Raw genomic sequence first — 13187 nt, 5'->3', positions numbered from 1 at the left:
CCGACCTCCCTACGACTCCGCTAAAACTCCAGGCCGCCCTCGCGAGCGCCCTCGGCTACCGCCGCCACCCGGCCGTGATACAGATGCCCGCCGCGGTCGAAGACCACCCGCTGGATGCCCTTCTCGGCGGCCCGCCGAGCCAGCTCGAGGCCGACCGCTCTGGCCGCCTCCTTGTTGCCGGTGCCCTTCAGCCGCCCCCGGAGCTCGGGATCCAGCGTCGACACGAAGACCAGGGTATGGCCCTTCGTGTCGTCGATGATCTGTGCGTACATATGCCTCAGGCTGCGATGAACGGCCAGCCGGGGCCGCTCCGGGGTCCCGCTGACCTTCTTGCGCACCCTGAAATGCCGCCGTTCGAGCGCTTCTCTGCGGCTCCTCTGGGCCATGACCCCTCAGCGCGCCACCTTCCCGGCCTTGCCGGCCTTGCGGCGAATCCGCTCGCCTTCGTACGCGATACCCTTGCCCAGGTAAGGCTCCGCCGGCCGCACCCGGCGGATCCGCGCCGCCATCTCGCCGACGGCGGCCTTGTCGATACCCCGCACCACGATCCGGGTCGGCGCGGGCACCTCCAGCTCCACCCCCGGCAACGGCTCGATCTCGACCGGATGGGAGAATCCCACCGTGAGCACGACCTTGTTGCCCTGCTTGGCCGCGCGGTACCCCACGCCCCGGAGCTCGAGCACCTTCTGATAGCCCTGGGTGACGCCCGTGACCATGTTGGCGATCACCGCCCGGGTCAGCCCGTGCAAAGCGCGGTAAAACTTCTGGTCCGACGTGCGCTTCACCACTACCGCCCCGTCGGCCTTCTCCACGTGGATGCCCTCGTGGATGGGAAAGCGCAACTCGCCCTTCGGACCCTTGACCCGTACCGTCGGGCCGTCCACCGCCACATCCACGCCCGCCGGGACCTTGACCGGCATGCGCCCTATCCGTGACATCTCCTGCAGCCCTTCCCCTCGCCGGCCCTCGGGCCGTTCTCCGCTCTCACCAGACGGTGCAGAGGACCTCGCCGCCCACGCCCGAGCGCCGCGCATCCTTTTCAGTCATCACGCCACGAGGGGTGGTGACGATGGCGATTCCCAGGCCTCCCATGACCCGTGGCAACCGGGCCTTCCCCGCGTACACCCTGCGCCCCGGCGTGGAGATGCGCCGGACGCCCGTGATGGCCGGCCGCCGGTCGGGGCCGTACTTCAGCGAGATGCGCAGCACCCTGTCGGGCCGGTCCTCGTTGGCCAGCTTGTAGTCCCGGATGTACCCTTGCTCCTTGAGCACCCGGGCGATCTCGATCTTCAGCTTGGAGGCCGGGATGTCCACGGTCTCGTGGCCTGCCCGGGCCGCGTTGCGAAGTCGCGTCAACATGTCCGCGATGGGGTCGGTCATGCCCACGGCGCTATGGCCCCTCTCTCTCCCCGAAAGCTCCCTGCGGCGCTCACCAGCTGGCCTTCTGGATGCCCGGGATCAGACCACGGTGGGCCAGCGTCCGGAAGCAGATCCGGCACATTTGGAACCGCCGCATGTAGCCCCGCGGTCGCCCACAGATTTTACAGCGTCGCACGACCCGGGTCGAAAACTTCGGCGGCCGGTTGGCCTTGGCGATCATCGACTTCTTTGCCAATGGTCAGAACCTCCCACGAAAGGCGCCTCACCCCGAGGTCCGAAAAGGCATCCCCATCAGCCGCAAGAGCTCCATGGCCTCTTCGTCGGTCCGGGCGGTGGTGCCGATAGTCACGTCCAACCCACGGATGCGGTCGACCTTGTCGTAGCGGATCTCAGGGAAGATGACCTGTTCCCGGATCCCGAGGCTGTAGTTGCCGCGCCCGTCGAAGCTGTCCGGCGACACGCCCCGGAAGTCCCGGATGCGGGGGAGCGCCACGTTGATGAGCTTGTCGAGGAAGTGGTACATCCGGTCGCCCCGCAGCGTCACCTTGCACCCGATGGGCATCCCCTTGCGGATCTTGAAGTTGGCGATGCTCTTCTTGGCGCGGGTCACCAGCGGCTTCTGCCCGCTGATGGCGGTCAGGTCGCCCACCGCCGCGTCGAGCTGCTTGGGATCCTGCACCGCCTCGCCGACGCCCATGTTGAGGACCACTTTGGTGACGCGAGGCACCTGCATCACGTTCTGGTAGCCGAACCGCTGCATCATCGCCGGGACCACCTCCCGGCGGTAGCGGTCCCTCAATCGGGCTTCCACCAGGGCTTGCCTCCCGCTCCAACGAGCTTCAGGACTTCAAACCGTCCCCGAGCTTCTCAATCTATCATCTTCCCGCAGCGCCTGCAAACCCGGGTAAGCTCCCCGTCGGGGGACCGCTTCCGGATGTAGCGAGTCGGCTTGTCGCAGCTGGGACAGACGAGCATCACCTTCGAGCTGTCGATCGGGCCGGGCTTCTCGACCACGCCCCCCTGGGGGTTGGTCCGGGTCGGCCGGGTATGGCGCTTCTGGATGTTGACGCCCTCCACGATGACGCGGCCTTCCTTGCGCAGCACCTGCAGCACCTTGCCGCGCTTGCCCGCGTCATCCCCCCGGATTACCTCGACGAGATCGTCTTTCTTGACGTGCACCTTCACGATGCGGCCTTGCTCCTGGACGGCCGAGCGAGCCATCGCCTACAGCACCTCCGGGGCCAGTGAGAGGATCTTCATGAAGTTCTTCTCCCGGAGCTCCCGCGCCACCGGCCCGAAGATGCGGGTCCCCTTGGGGTTCTCGTCGTCGGCGAGGATGACCGCCGCGTTCTCGTCGAAGCGGATCTGGCTCCCGTCCGGCCTTCGCACGGGATCCTTCGTGCGCACGACGACGGCCTTGACCACGTCGTGCTCCTTGACCATCCCGCCCGGGATGGCCTCCTTCACGCTGCAGACGATGACGTCCCCGACCCCGGCGTAGCGGCGCTTGGAGCCGCCCAGCACCCGGATGCACAGGAGCGACTTGGCCCCCGTGTTGTCTGCCACGTTGAGGACGCTCTCCTGCTGGATCATGGCGTCTCCCCGCCCGTTTCCGCCCGTCGCAGGATCTGGACCACCCGCCACCGCTTCTCCTTGCTCAAAGGCCGGGTCTCCGCGATCAGCACCCGGTCTCCGACCTTGCACTCGCCGTTGGCGTCGTGCGCCTTGAACCGGGCGGTCCGCCGCAGCACCTTTCCGAGCAGCGGGTGCCGGAAGAGCCGCTCGACCTCTACGACGACCGTTTTCTGCATCTTGTCGGAAACGACGACGCCCTCCCGCAGCTTGCGCTTGCCGCGTGCCTTGCGGGCCCCGGCCCCCGCAGAGGGCACGCCTGCAGCCGCGGGCGCCGATACCCCCGCCGTCTCTTGCCGGGCCGCCTGGCCCGCCTGGTTGACGTCCTCCATCATTTACCGGTCCGCGCCCCTTCCGGCCGGTTTACCGTCCGGGCGGACTGACCTCGTCCCCCGAGCTCCTGCTCGCGCATGACCGTCAGCACCCTGGCGATGTCCCGGCGCACCTGGCGTATCCGCATGGGGTTACCCAGCTGTCCCACCGCTTGCTGGAAGCGGAGGTTGAACAGCTCCGTCTTCAGCTCGTCGAGTTTGCCCTTCAGGGCTTCCCGGTCAAGATCCCGCAGCTCCCGCGCCTTCACCGACGTGTTCACCACCCAAGCCCTCGGCCTTCACGATCCGCGTCTTCACCGGCAACTTGAAGGCCGCCAGCCGCAGCGCCTGCTGGGCAACCTCCTCCGGTACGCCTGCCATTTCAAAGAGGATCCGCCCCGGCTTGACCACGGCCACCCAAAACTCCGGCGCACCCTTGCCGCTACCCATGCGGGTCTCGGCAGGTTTCTTGGTGACCGGCTTGTCCGGGAAGATCCGAATCCACAGCTTGCCCCCGCGCTTGACCTGGCGGGTGATGGCGATGCGGGCCGCCTCGATCTGCGTGGCGGTGATCCAGCCGGGCTCGAGGGCCTGCAGGGCATACTCGCCGGATTGGATCGTGGCTCCCCGGGTGGCAATCCCCTTGGTCCGCCCTCGCTGCACCTTGCGGAACTTCACCCGCTTGGGCATCAACATGGCGCGTTCACACCGACCCTTCTGCAGGCTCCGGCGGGGCCTGCACCTGAGGCGTCGCTGCAACGCCGCCGGTAGCTCCCGCCGCCCGCGTCGCAGCCGCCTCCCCGCCCGCAGGCGCCTCCGGGAGCACCTCTCCCTTGTAGACCCAGACTTTGATGCCGATGTTGCCGTACGTGGTCTTGGCCTCGGCGAACCCGTAATCGATGTCGGCTCGCAGCGTCGTGAGCGGCACGGACCCCTCGCTCGCCCACTCGTACCGGGCGATCTCCGCGCCGGCGATCCGGCCCGAGATGGAGACCCTTATGCCCTTGGCTCCGAGCCGCATGGCCCGCTGCATCGCCTGGCGCATGGCACGGCGGAAGGCCACCCGCCGCTCCAGCTGGAACGCGATGTTCTCCGCTACCAGCTGGGCGTCCAGGTCGGGACGCTCCACCTCCACGACGTTGATGCGCACCTCTTTGCCGGTCATCTGCTCCAGGGACTGCCGCAGGCGATCCACTTCCGACCCCTGCTTGCCGATGACCATACCGGGGCGCGCCGTATGGATGGTGATGCGGATGGTATTGGCGGCTCTCTCGATCTCCACGCCCGAGACGCCGGCCTGGTAGAAGCGCCGCTTGATGAAGCGCCTCAGCGCGATGTCTTCGTGGAGGAGCGCCGCGTACGTCTTCTTGTCGCCGTACCAGCGGGCCTGCCAGCCCTTGATGACCCCGAGCCGCAGGCCGTACGGGTGCACCTTCTGGCCCACGAACCTACTCCTCTCTCGTGCGCAGCACCACGGTGACGTGGCTCGTGCGCTTGCGAATCAAATAGGCCATCCCCCGAGCTCTGGGCATCACCCGCTTCATCACGGGCCCGGGATCGGCAAAGGCTCGCGCCACGTACATCCGGTGCGGATCCAGGTTGTGGTTGTTCTCCGCGTTGGCCGCCGCCGAGCGCAACACCTTTTGCACCAGCGGCGAGGCCGCCTTCGGCGTGAACTTCAGGATCGCCACGGCCTCGTCGTAGCTCTTGCCCCTGATGAGATCGATCACCTGGCGCACCTTGCGCGGCGAAATCCTCTGGTATCGTGCGACTGCCCGTGCCTCCACGGCCTTTCGACTCCTCCCCGGCCACCTACCGGGCCGGCTTCAGGATGGGTCTCGCTTACTTCAGCGCGGTGGACCGCTCGGTATGGGCGCCGTGCCCCCGGAAGGTCCGTGTCGGAGCGAACTCCCCCAGCTTGTGACCCACCATGTCTTCGGTGATGTAGATGGGAACGTGCTTGCGCCCGTCATGCACGGCAATGGTGTGGCCCACCATCTCGGGGAAGATGGTCGAACGCCTCGACCAGGTCTTGATGACCCTCTTCTCCCCGGCCTCGTTGAGCTTGCGGATCTTCTCCAGCAAATGCGCGTCCGCGAACGGACCCTTCTTCGTCGACCTTCCCATGGCACCCCATCCGTCCCCGCGAATTAGTGACGCCGCCGGACGATGAACCGGTCCGAAGGCTTGCGGCGCTTGCGGGTCTTGTACCCGAGCGTCGGCTTGCCCCACGGCGTCACCGGCCCCGGCATCCCGATCGGCGACTTGCCTTCCCCGCCGCCGTGAGGGTGATCCACCGGGTTCATCACCGAGCCGCGCGTGTGGGGCCGGCGCCCCAGCCATCGCTTGCGGCCCGCCTTGCCCAGCCGGATGTTCTCGTGCTCGGTGTTGCCCACCTGGCCCACCGTCGCCCGGCACCGGCCGAGGACCTTGCGAAACTCGCCGGACGGAAGCCGCAAGGTGACGTACTCGCCCTCCTTGGCCATGAGCTGGGCGGCCGCCCCCGCGGCCCGCACCAGCTGTGCGCCCTTCCCCGGCAAGAGCTCGATGGCATGCACCATGGTGCCGGTCGGAATGGCCGAGAGCGGCAGCGCGTTGCCCGGCTTGATGTCGGCCTCGGGCCCGCTCGTCACCACATCGCCGACCTGCAGGCCCAGCGGCGCCAGGATGTACCGCTTTTCCCCATCCCGGTACGAAAGCAGCGCGATACGGGCCGAGCGGTTGGGATCGTATTCGATGGCCACCACCTTGGCCGGCACGCCGTCCTTGTCGCGCAGGAAGTCGATGAGCCGGTACCGCCGCCGGTGCCCCCCGCCCCGGTGGCGCGCCGTGACCCGGCCCTGGTTGTTGCGACCCGCTCGCCGCCGGAGCGCCTGGGTCAATCTCCGCTCCGGCTCTTCCTTCGTAATCTCCTCAAAGGTGTAGCCCGTCCGGTGCCGCAGCCCGGGCGTGACCGGCCGGTAAGACTTGATACCCATGGCTCGCCTCTCCTCGCCCCGTTCAGACGCCTTCGAAGATCTCGATGCGCTCGCCCGGCGCCAGCTTGACGATGGCCTTCTTCCAGTCGGGGCGCTTTCCCACGAACCGCCCCATCCGCCGGCTCTTTCCCCGCACCCGCATGGTCCGCACGTCCACCACGTGCACCTTGAACAGGCGCTCCACCGCTTGCTGGACCTGCACCTTCGTGACGTCCAGCGGCACCTGGAACGTGTAGGCGTTGGCCTCGCTCATCGTCCGGGTGCTCTTCTCGGTCACCAGCGGGCGCACCAGGATATCCCGTATGTGTCGCTCCATGGCGTCAGCCCAAAGCCTCCTCGATCTTGGCGACCGCGTCCTTGGTGAGCACCAGCCGGTCCGCGTTGACCACCGGATAGACGCCCAGGGCATCCGCCGGCATCAGCTCGACGCCGGGGATGTTGCGGGCCGCCAGGATGACCGCCGGATCCTTCTCTCCCATCACGATGAGCGCCCGGTCCGTCGCGTCGAGCTTGCGCAGCACTCCTGCCATCACCCGGGTCTTGGGCTCCGCCAGGCGCAGCTGCTCGACGATCACCACCTGCCCGTCGCGCAGCTTGGCCGACAGTGCCGACCGCAGGGCCAGGCGCCGGGCCTTCTTCGGCATCGTGAACCCGTACTCGCGCGGTTTGGGGCCGAAGACCACGCCGCCGTGGCGCCACAGGGGCGACCGGATACTGCCCTGCCGGGCGCGCCCCGTCCCCTTCTGCCTCCACGGCTTGCGGCCCCCGCCCGACACCTCGCCCCGGGTCTTGGTGCTGTGAGTACCCTGCCGCCGGTTGGCGAGATGCATCTGGATGGCCTGGTGCAGGAGCGCCGGGTTATAGGGCACCGCCCAGACATCGTCCCTCAGCGTCAGGTCTCCGACCCGCTCGCCCTCCATGTTGTAAACCGGCACCACCGGCATCGCCGCCTACCTACCCTTCCCCTTGCGCGCATAGGCGCGCCGCCGGCTGAGCACGCTCGAGCGGACCTCGACCAGGCTGCCCGGCGCTCCCGGCACGGAGCCCCGCAGCAACATCAGGTGCCGCTCCGGGTCGATGCGCACGACCTCGACGGCCTGGACGGTCACCCGCCGGCCGCCGGCCCGCCCGGGGAACTTGCGGCCCTTGAACACCCGCTGGGGCCCCGTCGAGCCCAACGTACCCACCCGCCGGTGGTACATGGAGCCGTGGCTCATCGGGCCTCGCCGCAGACCCCAGCGCTTGATGACGCCGGCGAAACCTTTGCCTCTGCTCAGCCCCGACACGTCCACCCGTTCACCCGGGGAGAACATCTCCACCGTCACCGTGGCCCCCGGCTGCAGGGCCGCCAGCCCCTCCTGCGCCCCCGGGTCCACTCTGAACTCGCGCAAGTGGCGCAGGGCTCGCTGCACGCCCTGCTTGCGCAGGTGCCCGAGCTCGGGCTTGGTCAGCTTCCGTTCCGCCACCTCGCCGTAGCCCAGCTGTACGGTCTCCTGCGCGCCGTCCTGCCCGTCGCGGGCCGCCAGTTTGCGCCGGGCCACCACCACGCAGGGACCGGCCTGGACGACCGTCACCCCGACGGCCCTGCCCTTCTCGTCGAATACCTGGGTCATCCCCAGCTTCGTGCCCAAAATGGCCTTGCTCACCATGGCCCTTTCCCCGCTACAGTTTGATCTCGATGTCGACGCCGGCGGGCAGGTCCAGCCGCATCAGGGCGTCCACCGTCTTGGGCGTGGGTTCGAGGATGTCGATCAGGCGCTTGTGCGTGCACATGGAGAACTGCTCCCGCGAGTTCTTGTGCACGTGAGGCGACCGCAGCACCGTGTAGAGGCTGCGTTCCGTGGGCAGCGGTATTGGCCCCGAAACCAGCGCGCCCGTCCGTTTGGCCGTCTCCACGATCTTCTCGGCCGAACTGTCCAGGATCTTATGGTCAAAGGCCTTGAGGCGAATCCGAATACGCTGAGCCAACCCTGCTGCCCCTCCCTACGAACCGGGCCCTCACGCCAGGATCTTGGTCACGACGCCGGCTCCCACCGTGCGGCCGCCCTCCCGGATGGCGAACCGGAGGCCTTCCTCCATGGCGATGGGGGTGATGAGCTCCACCGTCATCCGCACGTTGTCCCCGGGCATGACCATCTCGGTGCCCGCCGGGAGCTGCACGTTGCCCGTCACGTCCGTGGTGCGGAAGTAGAACTGCGGCCGGTATCCGTTGAAAAACGGCGTGTGCCGGCCGCCCTCTTCCTTGGAGAGCACGTACACCTCTGCCTCGAACTTGGTGTGCGGCGTGATACTGCCCGGCTTGGCCAGCACCTGGCCCCGCTCCACCTCGTCCCGGTCGATGCCCCGCAGGAGGACGCCGATGTTGTCGCCGGCCTCCGCCACGTCGAGCAGCTTGCGGAACATCTCGACGCCCGTCGCCACCGTCTTGCGGACCTCGGGCTGCAGCCCGACGATCTCGACCTCGTCCCCGACCTTGATGGTGCCGCGCTCCACGCGCCCGGTGGCGACCGTGCCCCGGCCGGTGATCGAGAAGACGTCCTCGACCGGCATCAGGAACGGCTTGTCAGTCTCGCGCTGCGGCGTCGGGATGTAGGAGTCGACCGCGTCCAGGAGTTTGCCGATCGCCTCGGTCCACTCGTTCTCCTGCCCGGCCTGGAGCGATTCCATGGCCTTGAGAGCCGAGCCGCGGATGATGGGGATCTCGTCGCCCGGGAACTCATAGCGGGTCAACAGCTCCCGCACCTCGACCTCCACCAGCTCCAGCAGCTCCGGATCGTCGACCATGTCGACCTTGTTGAGGAAGACGACCATGGCAGGCACTCCGACCTGCCGGGCGAGCAGGATGTGCTCGCGGGTCTGGGGCATCGGACCGTCGGCCGCCGAGACGACCAGGATGGCTCCGTCCATCTGCGCGGCGCCCGTGATCATGTTCTTGACGTAGTCGGCGTGGCCGGGGCAGTCCACGTGCGCGTAGTGGCGGTGGGCCGTCTCGTACTCCACGTGCGACGTGTTGATGGTGATGCCCCGCTCCCGCTCCTCCGGCGCGTTGTCGATCGAGTCGTAGGTCCTCACCTGCGCCGTGCCCCTGCGGGCCAGGTACATCGTGATGGCCGCCGTCAGCGTCGTCTTCCCGTGGTCCACGTGACCGATGGTGCCCACGTTGACGTGGGGCTTGGTGCGAACGAACTTCTGCTTGGCCATTGGTCCCTCGATCCTCCTCTTTGCCCGTGTGCCGTCAGGTGCGCGCCTGGGACGACGTCACTCACGCCCGGGCCAGCACCTCTTGCGCGATATTGGCCGGCACCTCTTGATAATGGGCGAACTGCATGGTATACGTCGCCCGACCCTGGGTCGTCGACCGCAGGTCGGTCGCGTAGCCGAACATGGTAGCGAGAGGCACCTTTGCCCGGATCACCTGCGCGTTGCCCCGTCGCTCCATTCCCTCCACATGACCTCGCCGCGCGTTGAGGTCTCCGATGACGTCGCCCAGGAACTCCTCCGGCGTCACCACCTCGACGCTCATGATCGGCTCCAGCAGCACCGGGTCCGCCCGGCGCGCCGCCTCCTTGAAGGCCAGCGAGCCGGCAACCTTGAAAGCCATCTCCGACGAGTCGACCTCGTGGTACGAACCGTCGAAGAGGCTCACCCTCACGTCGACCACGGGATAGCCCGCCAGCACGCCGCTTTGCATCGCTTCCCGCACCCCGGCCTCCACCGCGGGGATGAACTCCCGGGGGATCACGCCGCCCACGATCCGGTTGACGAACTCGAACCCGCCTCCCGGGGGCATGGGCTCGAGCTCCAGCCAGACGTGCCCGTACTGGCCCCGGCCGCCGGTCTGCCGGATGAAGCGCCCCTCCGCCTGCACCTTCTTGCGGATGGTCTCCCGGTAGGCGACCTGCGGCCGGCCCACGTTGGCCTCGACCCGGAATTCCCTCAAGAGGCGATCCACGATGATCTCGAGGTGGAGCTCGCCCATCCCCGCGATGAGCGTCTGCCCGGTCTCCGGATCGGTCTGCACCCGGAAGGTCGGGTCCTCCTCCGCGAGGCGCTGGAGGGCCAGGCCGAGTTTGTCCTGGTCGGCCTTCGTCTTGGGCTCGATGGACTGGGAAATGACCGGCTCGGGGAAGCGGGGCGCCTCCAACAGGATGGGGGCGTCCTCCGGGCACAGGGTATCACCCGTCCCCGTCTGGCGCAGCCCCACGGCGGCTACGATGTCGCCGGCAAAGGCGACCTCCACGTCCTCCCGGTGGTTGGCATGCATGCGCAGCAGACGGCCGATGCGCTCCTTGAGGCCCTTACTCGAGTTGAGCACGTAGCTTCCCGCATGCAGCGTGCCGGAGTAGACCCGAAGGTAACAGAGCTTGCCTACGAAGGGGTCGGATTGGATCTTGAAGGCGAGGGCCGCCATCGGTTCGTCGTCGCTCGCATGCCGGACCGCCTTCTCGTCGGAACCGGGACGGGTGCCTTCCACGGGCGGCAGGTCGAGGGGCGAGGGCAGGTAGTCCACGACGGCGTCCAGCAGGGGCTGCACGCCCTTGTTACGGAAAGAAGAGCCGCACAGCACCGGCACCAGCCGCCCCGACACCGTCGCCTTGCGCAGCGCCCTCTTCAACTCCTCGGGCGAGATCGCGTCGCCCTCCAGGTAGCGCGCCATCAGCTCGTCGTCGGTCTCCACGATCGCCTCGATCATGGCCTCGCGCTGCGCCCGTACCGGCTCCGCCATGCCGGCGGGTACGTCGATCACGTCGCTGCGCGTGCCCAGGTCGTCCTCGTAGAGGATCGCCCGGTTGGCGATGAGATCGACCACGCCACGGAAGCTGTCCTCGGCCCCTACCGGGAGTTGGATGGGCACGGGACGGGCTCCCAGCCGGCGGCGGATGTCCTCGACCACGTGCAGGAAGTCTGCGCCCACCCGATCCATCTTGTTGACGTACGCGATGCGGGGCACCCCGTATCGGTCCGCCTGGCGCCATACCGTCTCCGATTGCGGCTCCACTCCCTGGACCGCATCGAAGATGGCGATCGCGCCGTCCAACACCCGCAGGCTGCGCTCCACCTCTACGGTGAAGTCCACGTGCCCAGGGGTGTCGATGATGTTGATGCGGTGCTCCCGCCAGTTGCAGCTGGTGGCCGCCGAGGTAATGGTGATCCCCCGCTCCCGCTCCTGGACCATCCAGTCCATGGTGGCGGAGCCCTCGTCCACCTCGCCGAGCCGGTGCACCCTCCCCGTGTAGAAGAGGATGCGCTCGGTCGTGGTGGTCTTACCGGCATCGATGTGCGCCATGATGCCTATGTTGCGGGTGCGCTCGATGGCAACCTCTCGAACCGCAGCCACGAATCCACTGCCCCCTGTACACTACCTCGGCAGCCTCAACGACCATCGCGGCCGGCGCTCCGTCCCCCCGAGGGAGCCGTCACCAGCGATAATGGGCGAAAGCCTTGTTGGCCTCGGCCATCCGGTGCGTGTCCTCGCGGCGCTTGACCGCCCCACCCTGGCCGTTGGCCGCATCCAACAGCTCGTTGGCGAGCCGCTCCTCCATGGTCTTGTCCTTGCGCTCCCGGGCGTAGTCCACGATCCACCGGATGCCCAGGGAGAGGCGGCGTTCCGGCCGGACCTCGATGGGCACCTGGTACGTGGCGCCACCCACGCGGCGCGGCCGCACCTCGAGCATCGGCATGGTGTTCTTGAGAGCCTGCTCGACGACCTCGACCGGCTCCTTGCCCGAGCGCTCCTGGATACGGCGCAGCGCCCCGTAGACGATCCGCTCGGCCAGGCTCTTCTTGCCGTCCCGCATCACCTTGTGGATGAGGCGGGTCACCATCTCGTTGTGGTAGACGGGATCAGGAGCCACCGTCCGCTTGGGAGCCGGACCTCTGCGCGGCATCCCGGTCGATCCCCCTCTATCGCCATCTGCGCTCCCGGAAAGGAGCACACGAGCCCTCTCTCCGTCTCACGTATCGCGAAAGGGGAGTGAAGGGCCAGACTACGAATCCGCGGCGCCCTCCGAAGCTCCGGACGCCTCCGACCGGCCTGGGCTCACTTGGGTCTCTTGGCGCCGTACTTGGAGCGCCCCTGGCGGCGATTGGCGACGCCTGCCGCGTCCAGGGTGCCGCGGATGATGTGGTAGCGGACGCCCGGCAGGTCCTTGACGCGTCCACCCCGGACCAGGACCACAGAGTGCTCCTGGAGGTTGTGACCTTCGCCCGGAATGTACGCCGTGACCTCGATGCCGTTGGTCAGCCGGACCCGTGCCACCTTACGAAGCGCAGAGTTGGGCTTCTTGGGCGTGGTGGTATAGACACGGGTGCACACCCCGCGCTTTTGGGGCGCGCCCTCGCTCTCCAGCCGGTGGCCCGTGCGGGTGTTCTGGATGAAGAGCAGGGCCGGAGCCTTGCTCTTCTCCCCCAGCCTCTTACGCCCTTCACGAACCAGCTGGTTGAAGGTCGGCAACCGCTATGGACCCCCTCTCCTCTGCCGCTTCGCCTCGGGCAGCTCGCCGGCGACGACCGCCGCGGCCGAGGCGCTCACCTCGATGCCGCACGCACGCCCGAGAGCGTGCATGCTCTCCACGTACACGACCTCCACCGCACGATGCCGGCTGAGGTCGACGATGGGATCGGTAATGGCAGGATCCGCATCCCTGGCCACGTAGACCAGCCGCGCAATCCCCTTGTGCAGAGCCCGGAGCGTCTGCCGTGCGCCGACCGCCCTGTTGGGAGCGGTCTTCAACCGGGCCAGTACCCCGTGCTCTGCGTCGGCGTCATCCGTCCCCATCGATGCCATCACGCGTCCAACGGCTCGCGCGCCCTCACGTCCGATAGGCCTCAAACCCTTGCGCAGCGCGGCCTGGCGTGATTTCGGGCCCGAGCACTCACTCATTCT

At 67.9% G+C, this 13187-nt stretch carries 23 protein-coding genes; all 23 read right to left on the bottom strand.

Features of this window, described 5'->3' with window-relative positions:
• Positions 1 to 20: 20 nt before the first annotated feature.
• Positions 21 to 386, bottom strand: a complete 366-nt coding sequence (gene rplR / locus U7230_RS01595; protein ID WP_324717000.1) for a 50S ribosomal protein L18 — start codon at positions 384 to 386, stop codon at positions 21 to 23.
• Positions 387 to 392: 6 nt separating this feature from the next.
• On the bottom strand, positions 393 to 938 hold the full coding sequence (gene rplF / locus U7230_RS01590) for a 50S ribosomal protein L6 (protein WP_324716999.1): 546 nt from the start codon (positions 936 to 938) through the stop codon (positions 393 to 395).
• A gap of 46 nt (positions 939 to 984) precedes the next feature.
• The gene (gene rpsH / locus U7230_RS01585) at positions 985 to 1386 is read right to left on the bottom strand and encodes a 30S ribosomal protein S8 (protein ID WP_324716998.1); all 402 of its coding nucleotides are present in this window, start codon (positions 1384 to 1386) and stop codon (positions 985 to 987) included.
• A 43-nt stretch (positions 1387 to 1429) separates the two neighbouring features.
• Positions 1430 to 1615: a type Z 30S ribosomal protein S14 gene (locus U7230_RS01580; protein WP_324716997.1), complete on the bottom strand. Its 186-nt coding sequence runs from the start codon at positions 1613 to 1615 to the stop codon at positions 1430 to 1432.
• Between the two features lie 27 nt (positions 1616 to 1642).
• Positions 1643 to 2191 (bottom strand): 50S ribosomal protein L5, encoded by a 549-nt coding sequence (rplE, locus tag U7230_RS01575; RefSeq protein WP_324716996.1) that lies wholly within the window; start codon positions 2189 to 2191, stop codon positions 1643 to 1645.
• A 56-nt stretch (positions 2192 to 2247) separates the two neighbouring features.
• Positions 2248 to 2601: a 50S ribosomal protein L24 gene (gene rplX / locus U7230_RS01570; RefSeq protein WP_324716995.1), complete on the bottom strand. Its 354-nt coding sequence runs from the start codon at positions 2599 to 2601 to the stop codon at positions 2248 to 2250.
• 3 nt (positions 2602 to 2604) lie between these two features.
• Positions 2605 to 2973 (bottom strand): 50S ribosomal protein L14, encoded by a 369-nt coding sequence (rplN, locus tag U7230_RS01565; RefSeq protein WP_324716994.1) that lies wholly within the window; start codon positions 2971 to 2973, stop codon positions 2605 to 2607.
• The gene (gene rpsQ / locus U7230_RS01560; protein ID WP_324718161.1) at positions 2970 to 3269 is read right to left on the bottom strand and encodes a 30S ribosomal protein S17; all 300 of its coding nucleotides are present in this window, start codon (positions 3267 to 3269) and stop codon (positions 2970 to 2972) included. The genes rplN and rpsQ overlap by 4 nt, the downstream gene beginning before the upstream one ends.
• Before the next feature lie 74 nt (positions 3270 to 3343).
• Positions 3344 to 3592 carry a 50S ribosomal protein L29 gene (gene rpmC / locus U7230_RS01555; protein ID WP_324716993.1) on the bottom strand — a complete coding sequence of 83 codons (249 nt, stop codon included), beginning with the start codon at positions 3590 to 3592 and terminating at the stop codon, positions 3344 to 3346.
• Positions 3564 to 4019 carry a 50S ribosomal protein L16 gene (gene rplP, locus U7230_RS01550; protein WP_324716992.1) on the bottom strand — a complete coding sequence of 152 codons (456 nt, stop codon included), beginning with the start codon at positions 4017 to 4019 and terminating at the stop codon, positions 3564 to 3566. Before rplP ends, rpmC begins: the two co-directional genes overlap by 29 nt.
• 7 nt (positions 4020 to 4026) lie before the next feature.
• On the bottom strand, positions 4027 to 4767 hold the full coding sequence (gene rpsC, locus U7230_RS01545; RefSeq protein ID WP_404980541.1) for a 30S ribosomal protein S3: 741 nt from the start codon (positions 4765 to 4767) through the stop codon (positions 4027 to 4029).
• Positions 4768 to 4771: 4 nt separating this feature from the next.
• Positions 4772 to 5110, bottom strand: coding sequence for a 50S ribosomal protein L22 (rplV, locus tag U7230_RS01540; RefSeq protein WP_324716991.1), 339 nt, complete (start codon positions 5108 to 5110; stop codon positions 4772 to 4774).
• A gap of 55 nt (positions 5111 to 5165) precedes the next feature.
• Positions 5166 to 5450 (bottom strand): 30S ribosomal protein S19, encoded by a 285-nt coding sequence (gene rpsS / locus U7230_RS01535; RefSeq protein WP_324716990.1) that lies wholly within the window; start codon positions 5448 to 5450, stop codon positions 5166 to 5168.
• A 23-nt stretch (positions 5451 to 5473) separates the two neighbouring features.
• On the bottom strand, positions 5474 to 6301 hold the full coding sequence (gene rplB / locus U7230_RS01530) for a 50S ribosomal protein L2 (protein ID WP_324716989.1): 828 nt from the start codon (positions 6299 to 6301) through the stop codon (positions 5474 to 5476).
• Between the two features lie 22 nt (positions 6302 to 6323).
• Positions 6324 to 6617, bottom strand: a complete 294-nt coding sequence (locus U7230_RS01525; protein ID WP_324716988.1) for a 50S ribosomal protein L23 — start codon at positions 6615 to 6617, stop codon at positions 6324 to 6326.
• Positions 6618 to 6621: 4 nt separating this feature from the next.
• Positions 6622 to 7245 carry a 50S ribosomal protein L4 gene (gene rplD / locus U7230_RS01520; RefSeq protein ID WP_324716987.1) on the bottom strand — a complete coding sequence of 208 codons (624 nt, stop codon included), beginning with the start codon at positions 7243 to 7245 and terminating at the stop codon, positions 6622 to 6624.
• Between the two features lie 6 nt (positions 7246 to 7251).
• Positions 7252 to 7947 (bottom strand): 50S ribosomal protein L3, encoded by a 696-nt coding sequence (gene rplC / locus U7230_RS01515; protein WP_404980614.1) that lies wholly within the window; start codon positions 7945 to 7947, stop codon positions 7252 to 7254.
• 16 nt (positions 7948 to 7963) lie between these two features.
• Positions 7964 to 8269, bottom strand: a complete 306-nt coding sequence (gene rpsJ / locus U7230_RS01510; RefSeq protein WP_324716985.1) for a 30S ribosomal protein S10 — start codon at positions 8267 to 8269, stop codon at positions 7964 to 7966.
• 30 nt (positions 8270 to 8299) lie between these two features.
• Positions 8300 to 9502 (bottom strand): elongation factor Tu, encoded by a 1203-nt coding sequence (tuf, locus tag U7230_RS01505; protein ID WP_324716984.1) that lies wholly within the window; start codon positions 9500 to 9502, stop codon positions 8300 to 8302.
• A gap of 61 nt (positions 9503 to 9563) precedes the next feature.
• Complete coding sequence (gene fusA, locus U7230_RS01500) at positions 9564 to 11588, bottom strand: elongation factor G (protein ID WP_404980613.1); 2025 nt, start codon at positions 11586 to 11588, stop codon at positions 9564 to 9566.
• A gap of 130 nt (positions 11589 to 11718) precedes the next feature.
• Entirely contained in the window at positions 11719 to 12189 is a 471-nt protein-coding gene (gene rpsG, locus U7230_RS01495) for a 30S ribosomal protein S7 (RefSeq protein ID WP_324716982.1), read from the bottom strand.
• Between the two features lie 152 nt (positions 12190 to 12341).
• Positions 12342 to 12755 (bottom strand): 30S ribosomal protein S12, encoded by a 414-nt coding sequence (gene rpsL / locus U7230_RS01490; protein ID WP_324716981.1) that lies wholly within the window; start codon positions 12753 to 12755, stop codon positions 12342 to 12344.
• Positions 12756 to 12758: 3 nt separating this feature from the next.
• Positions 12759 to 13088: a ribosomal L7Ae/L30e/S12e/Gadd45 family protein gene (locus U7230_RS01485; protein ID WP_324718160.1), complete on the bottom strand. Its 330-nt coding sequence runs from the start codon at positions 13086 to 13088 to the stop codon at positions 12759 to 12761.
• Positions 13089 to 13187: the final 99 nt, after the last annotated feature.

Source organism: Limnochorda sp. L945t (genome assembly GCF_035593305.1).
Classification (GTDB): Bacteria; Bacillota; Limnochordia; order Limnochordales; family Geochordaceae; genus Carboxydichorda; species Carboxydichorda subterranea.
Note: the sequence above shows the minus strand (reverse complement) of the source record. Positions and strands in the feature narration are given on the sequence as shown.

Bases quoted from the DNA above. Each gene is read 5' to 3' on its own strand.
- rpsS (WP_324716990.1), bottom strand. From the start codon at position 5,450: ATGGGAAGGTCGACGAAGAAGGGTCCGTTCGCGGACGCGCATTTGCTG.
- U7230_RS01485 (WP_324718160.1), bottom strand. From the start codon at position 13,088: ATGGCATCGATGGGGACGGATGACGCCGACGCAGAGCACGGGGTACTG.
- tuf (WP_324716984.1), bottom strand. From the start codon at position 9,502: ATGGCCAAGCAGAAGTTCGTTCGCACCAAGCCCCACGTCAACGTGGGC.
- rplF (WP_324716999.1), bottom strand. From the start codon at position 938: ATGTCACGGATAGGGCGCATGCCGGTCAAGGTCCCGGCGGGCGTGGAT.
- fusA (WP_404980613.1), bottom strand. From the start codon at position 11,588: ATGGCGCACATCGATGCCGGTAAGACCACCACGACCGAGCGCATCCTC.
- rplN (WP_324716994.1), bottom strand. From the start codon at position 2,973: ATGATCCAGCAGGAGAGCGTCCTCAACGTGGCAGACAACACGGGGGCC.
- rplD (WP_324716987.1), bottom strand. From the start codon at position 7,245: ATGCCGGTGGTGCCGGTTTACAACATGGAGGGCGAGCGGGTCGGAGAC.
- U7230_RS01525 (WP_324716988.1), bottom strand. From the start codon at position 6,617: ATGGAGCGACACATACGGGATATCCTGGTGCGCCCGCTGGTGACCGAG.
- rplX (WP_324716995.1), bottom strand. From the start codon at position 2,601: ATGGCTCGCTCGGCCGTCCAGGAGCAAGGCCGCATCGTGAAGGTGCAC.
- rplP (WP_324716992.1), bottom strand. From the start codon at position 4,019: ATGTTGATGCCCAAGCGGGTGAAGTTCCGCAAGGTGCAGCGAGGGCGG.
- rplB (WP_324716989.1), bottom strand. From the start codon at position 6,301: ATGGGTATCAAGTCTTACCGGCCGGTCACGCCCGGGCTGCGGCACCGG.
- rpsG (WP_324716982.1), bottom strand. From the start codon at position 12,189: ATGCCGCGCAGAGGTCCGGCTCCCAAGCGGACGGTGGCTCCTGATCCC.
- rplR (WP_324717000.1), bottom strand. From the start codon at position 386: ATGGCCCAGAGGAGCCGCAGAGAAGCGCTCGAACGGCGGCATTTCAGG.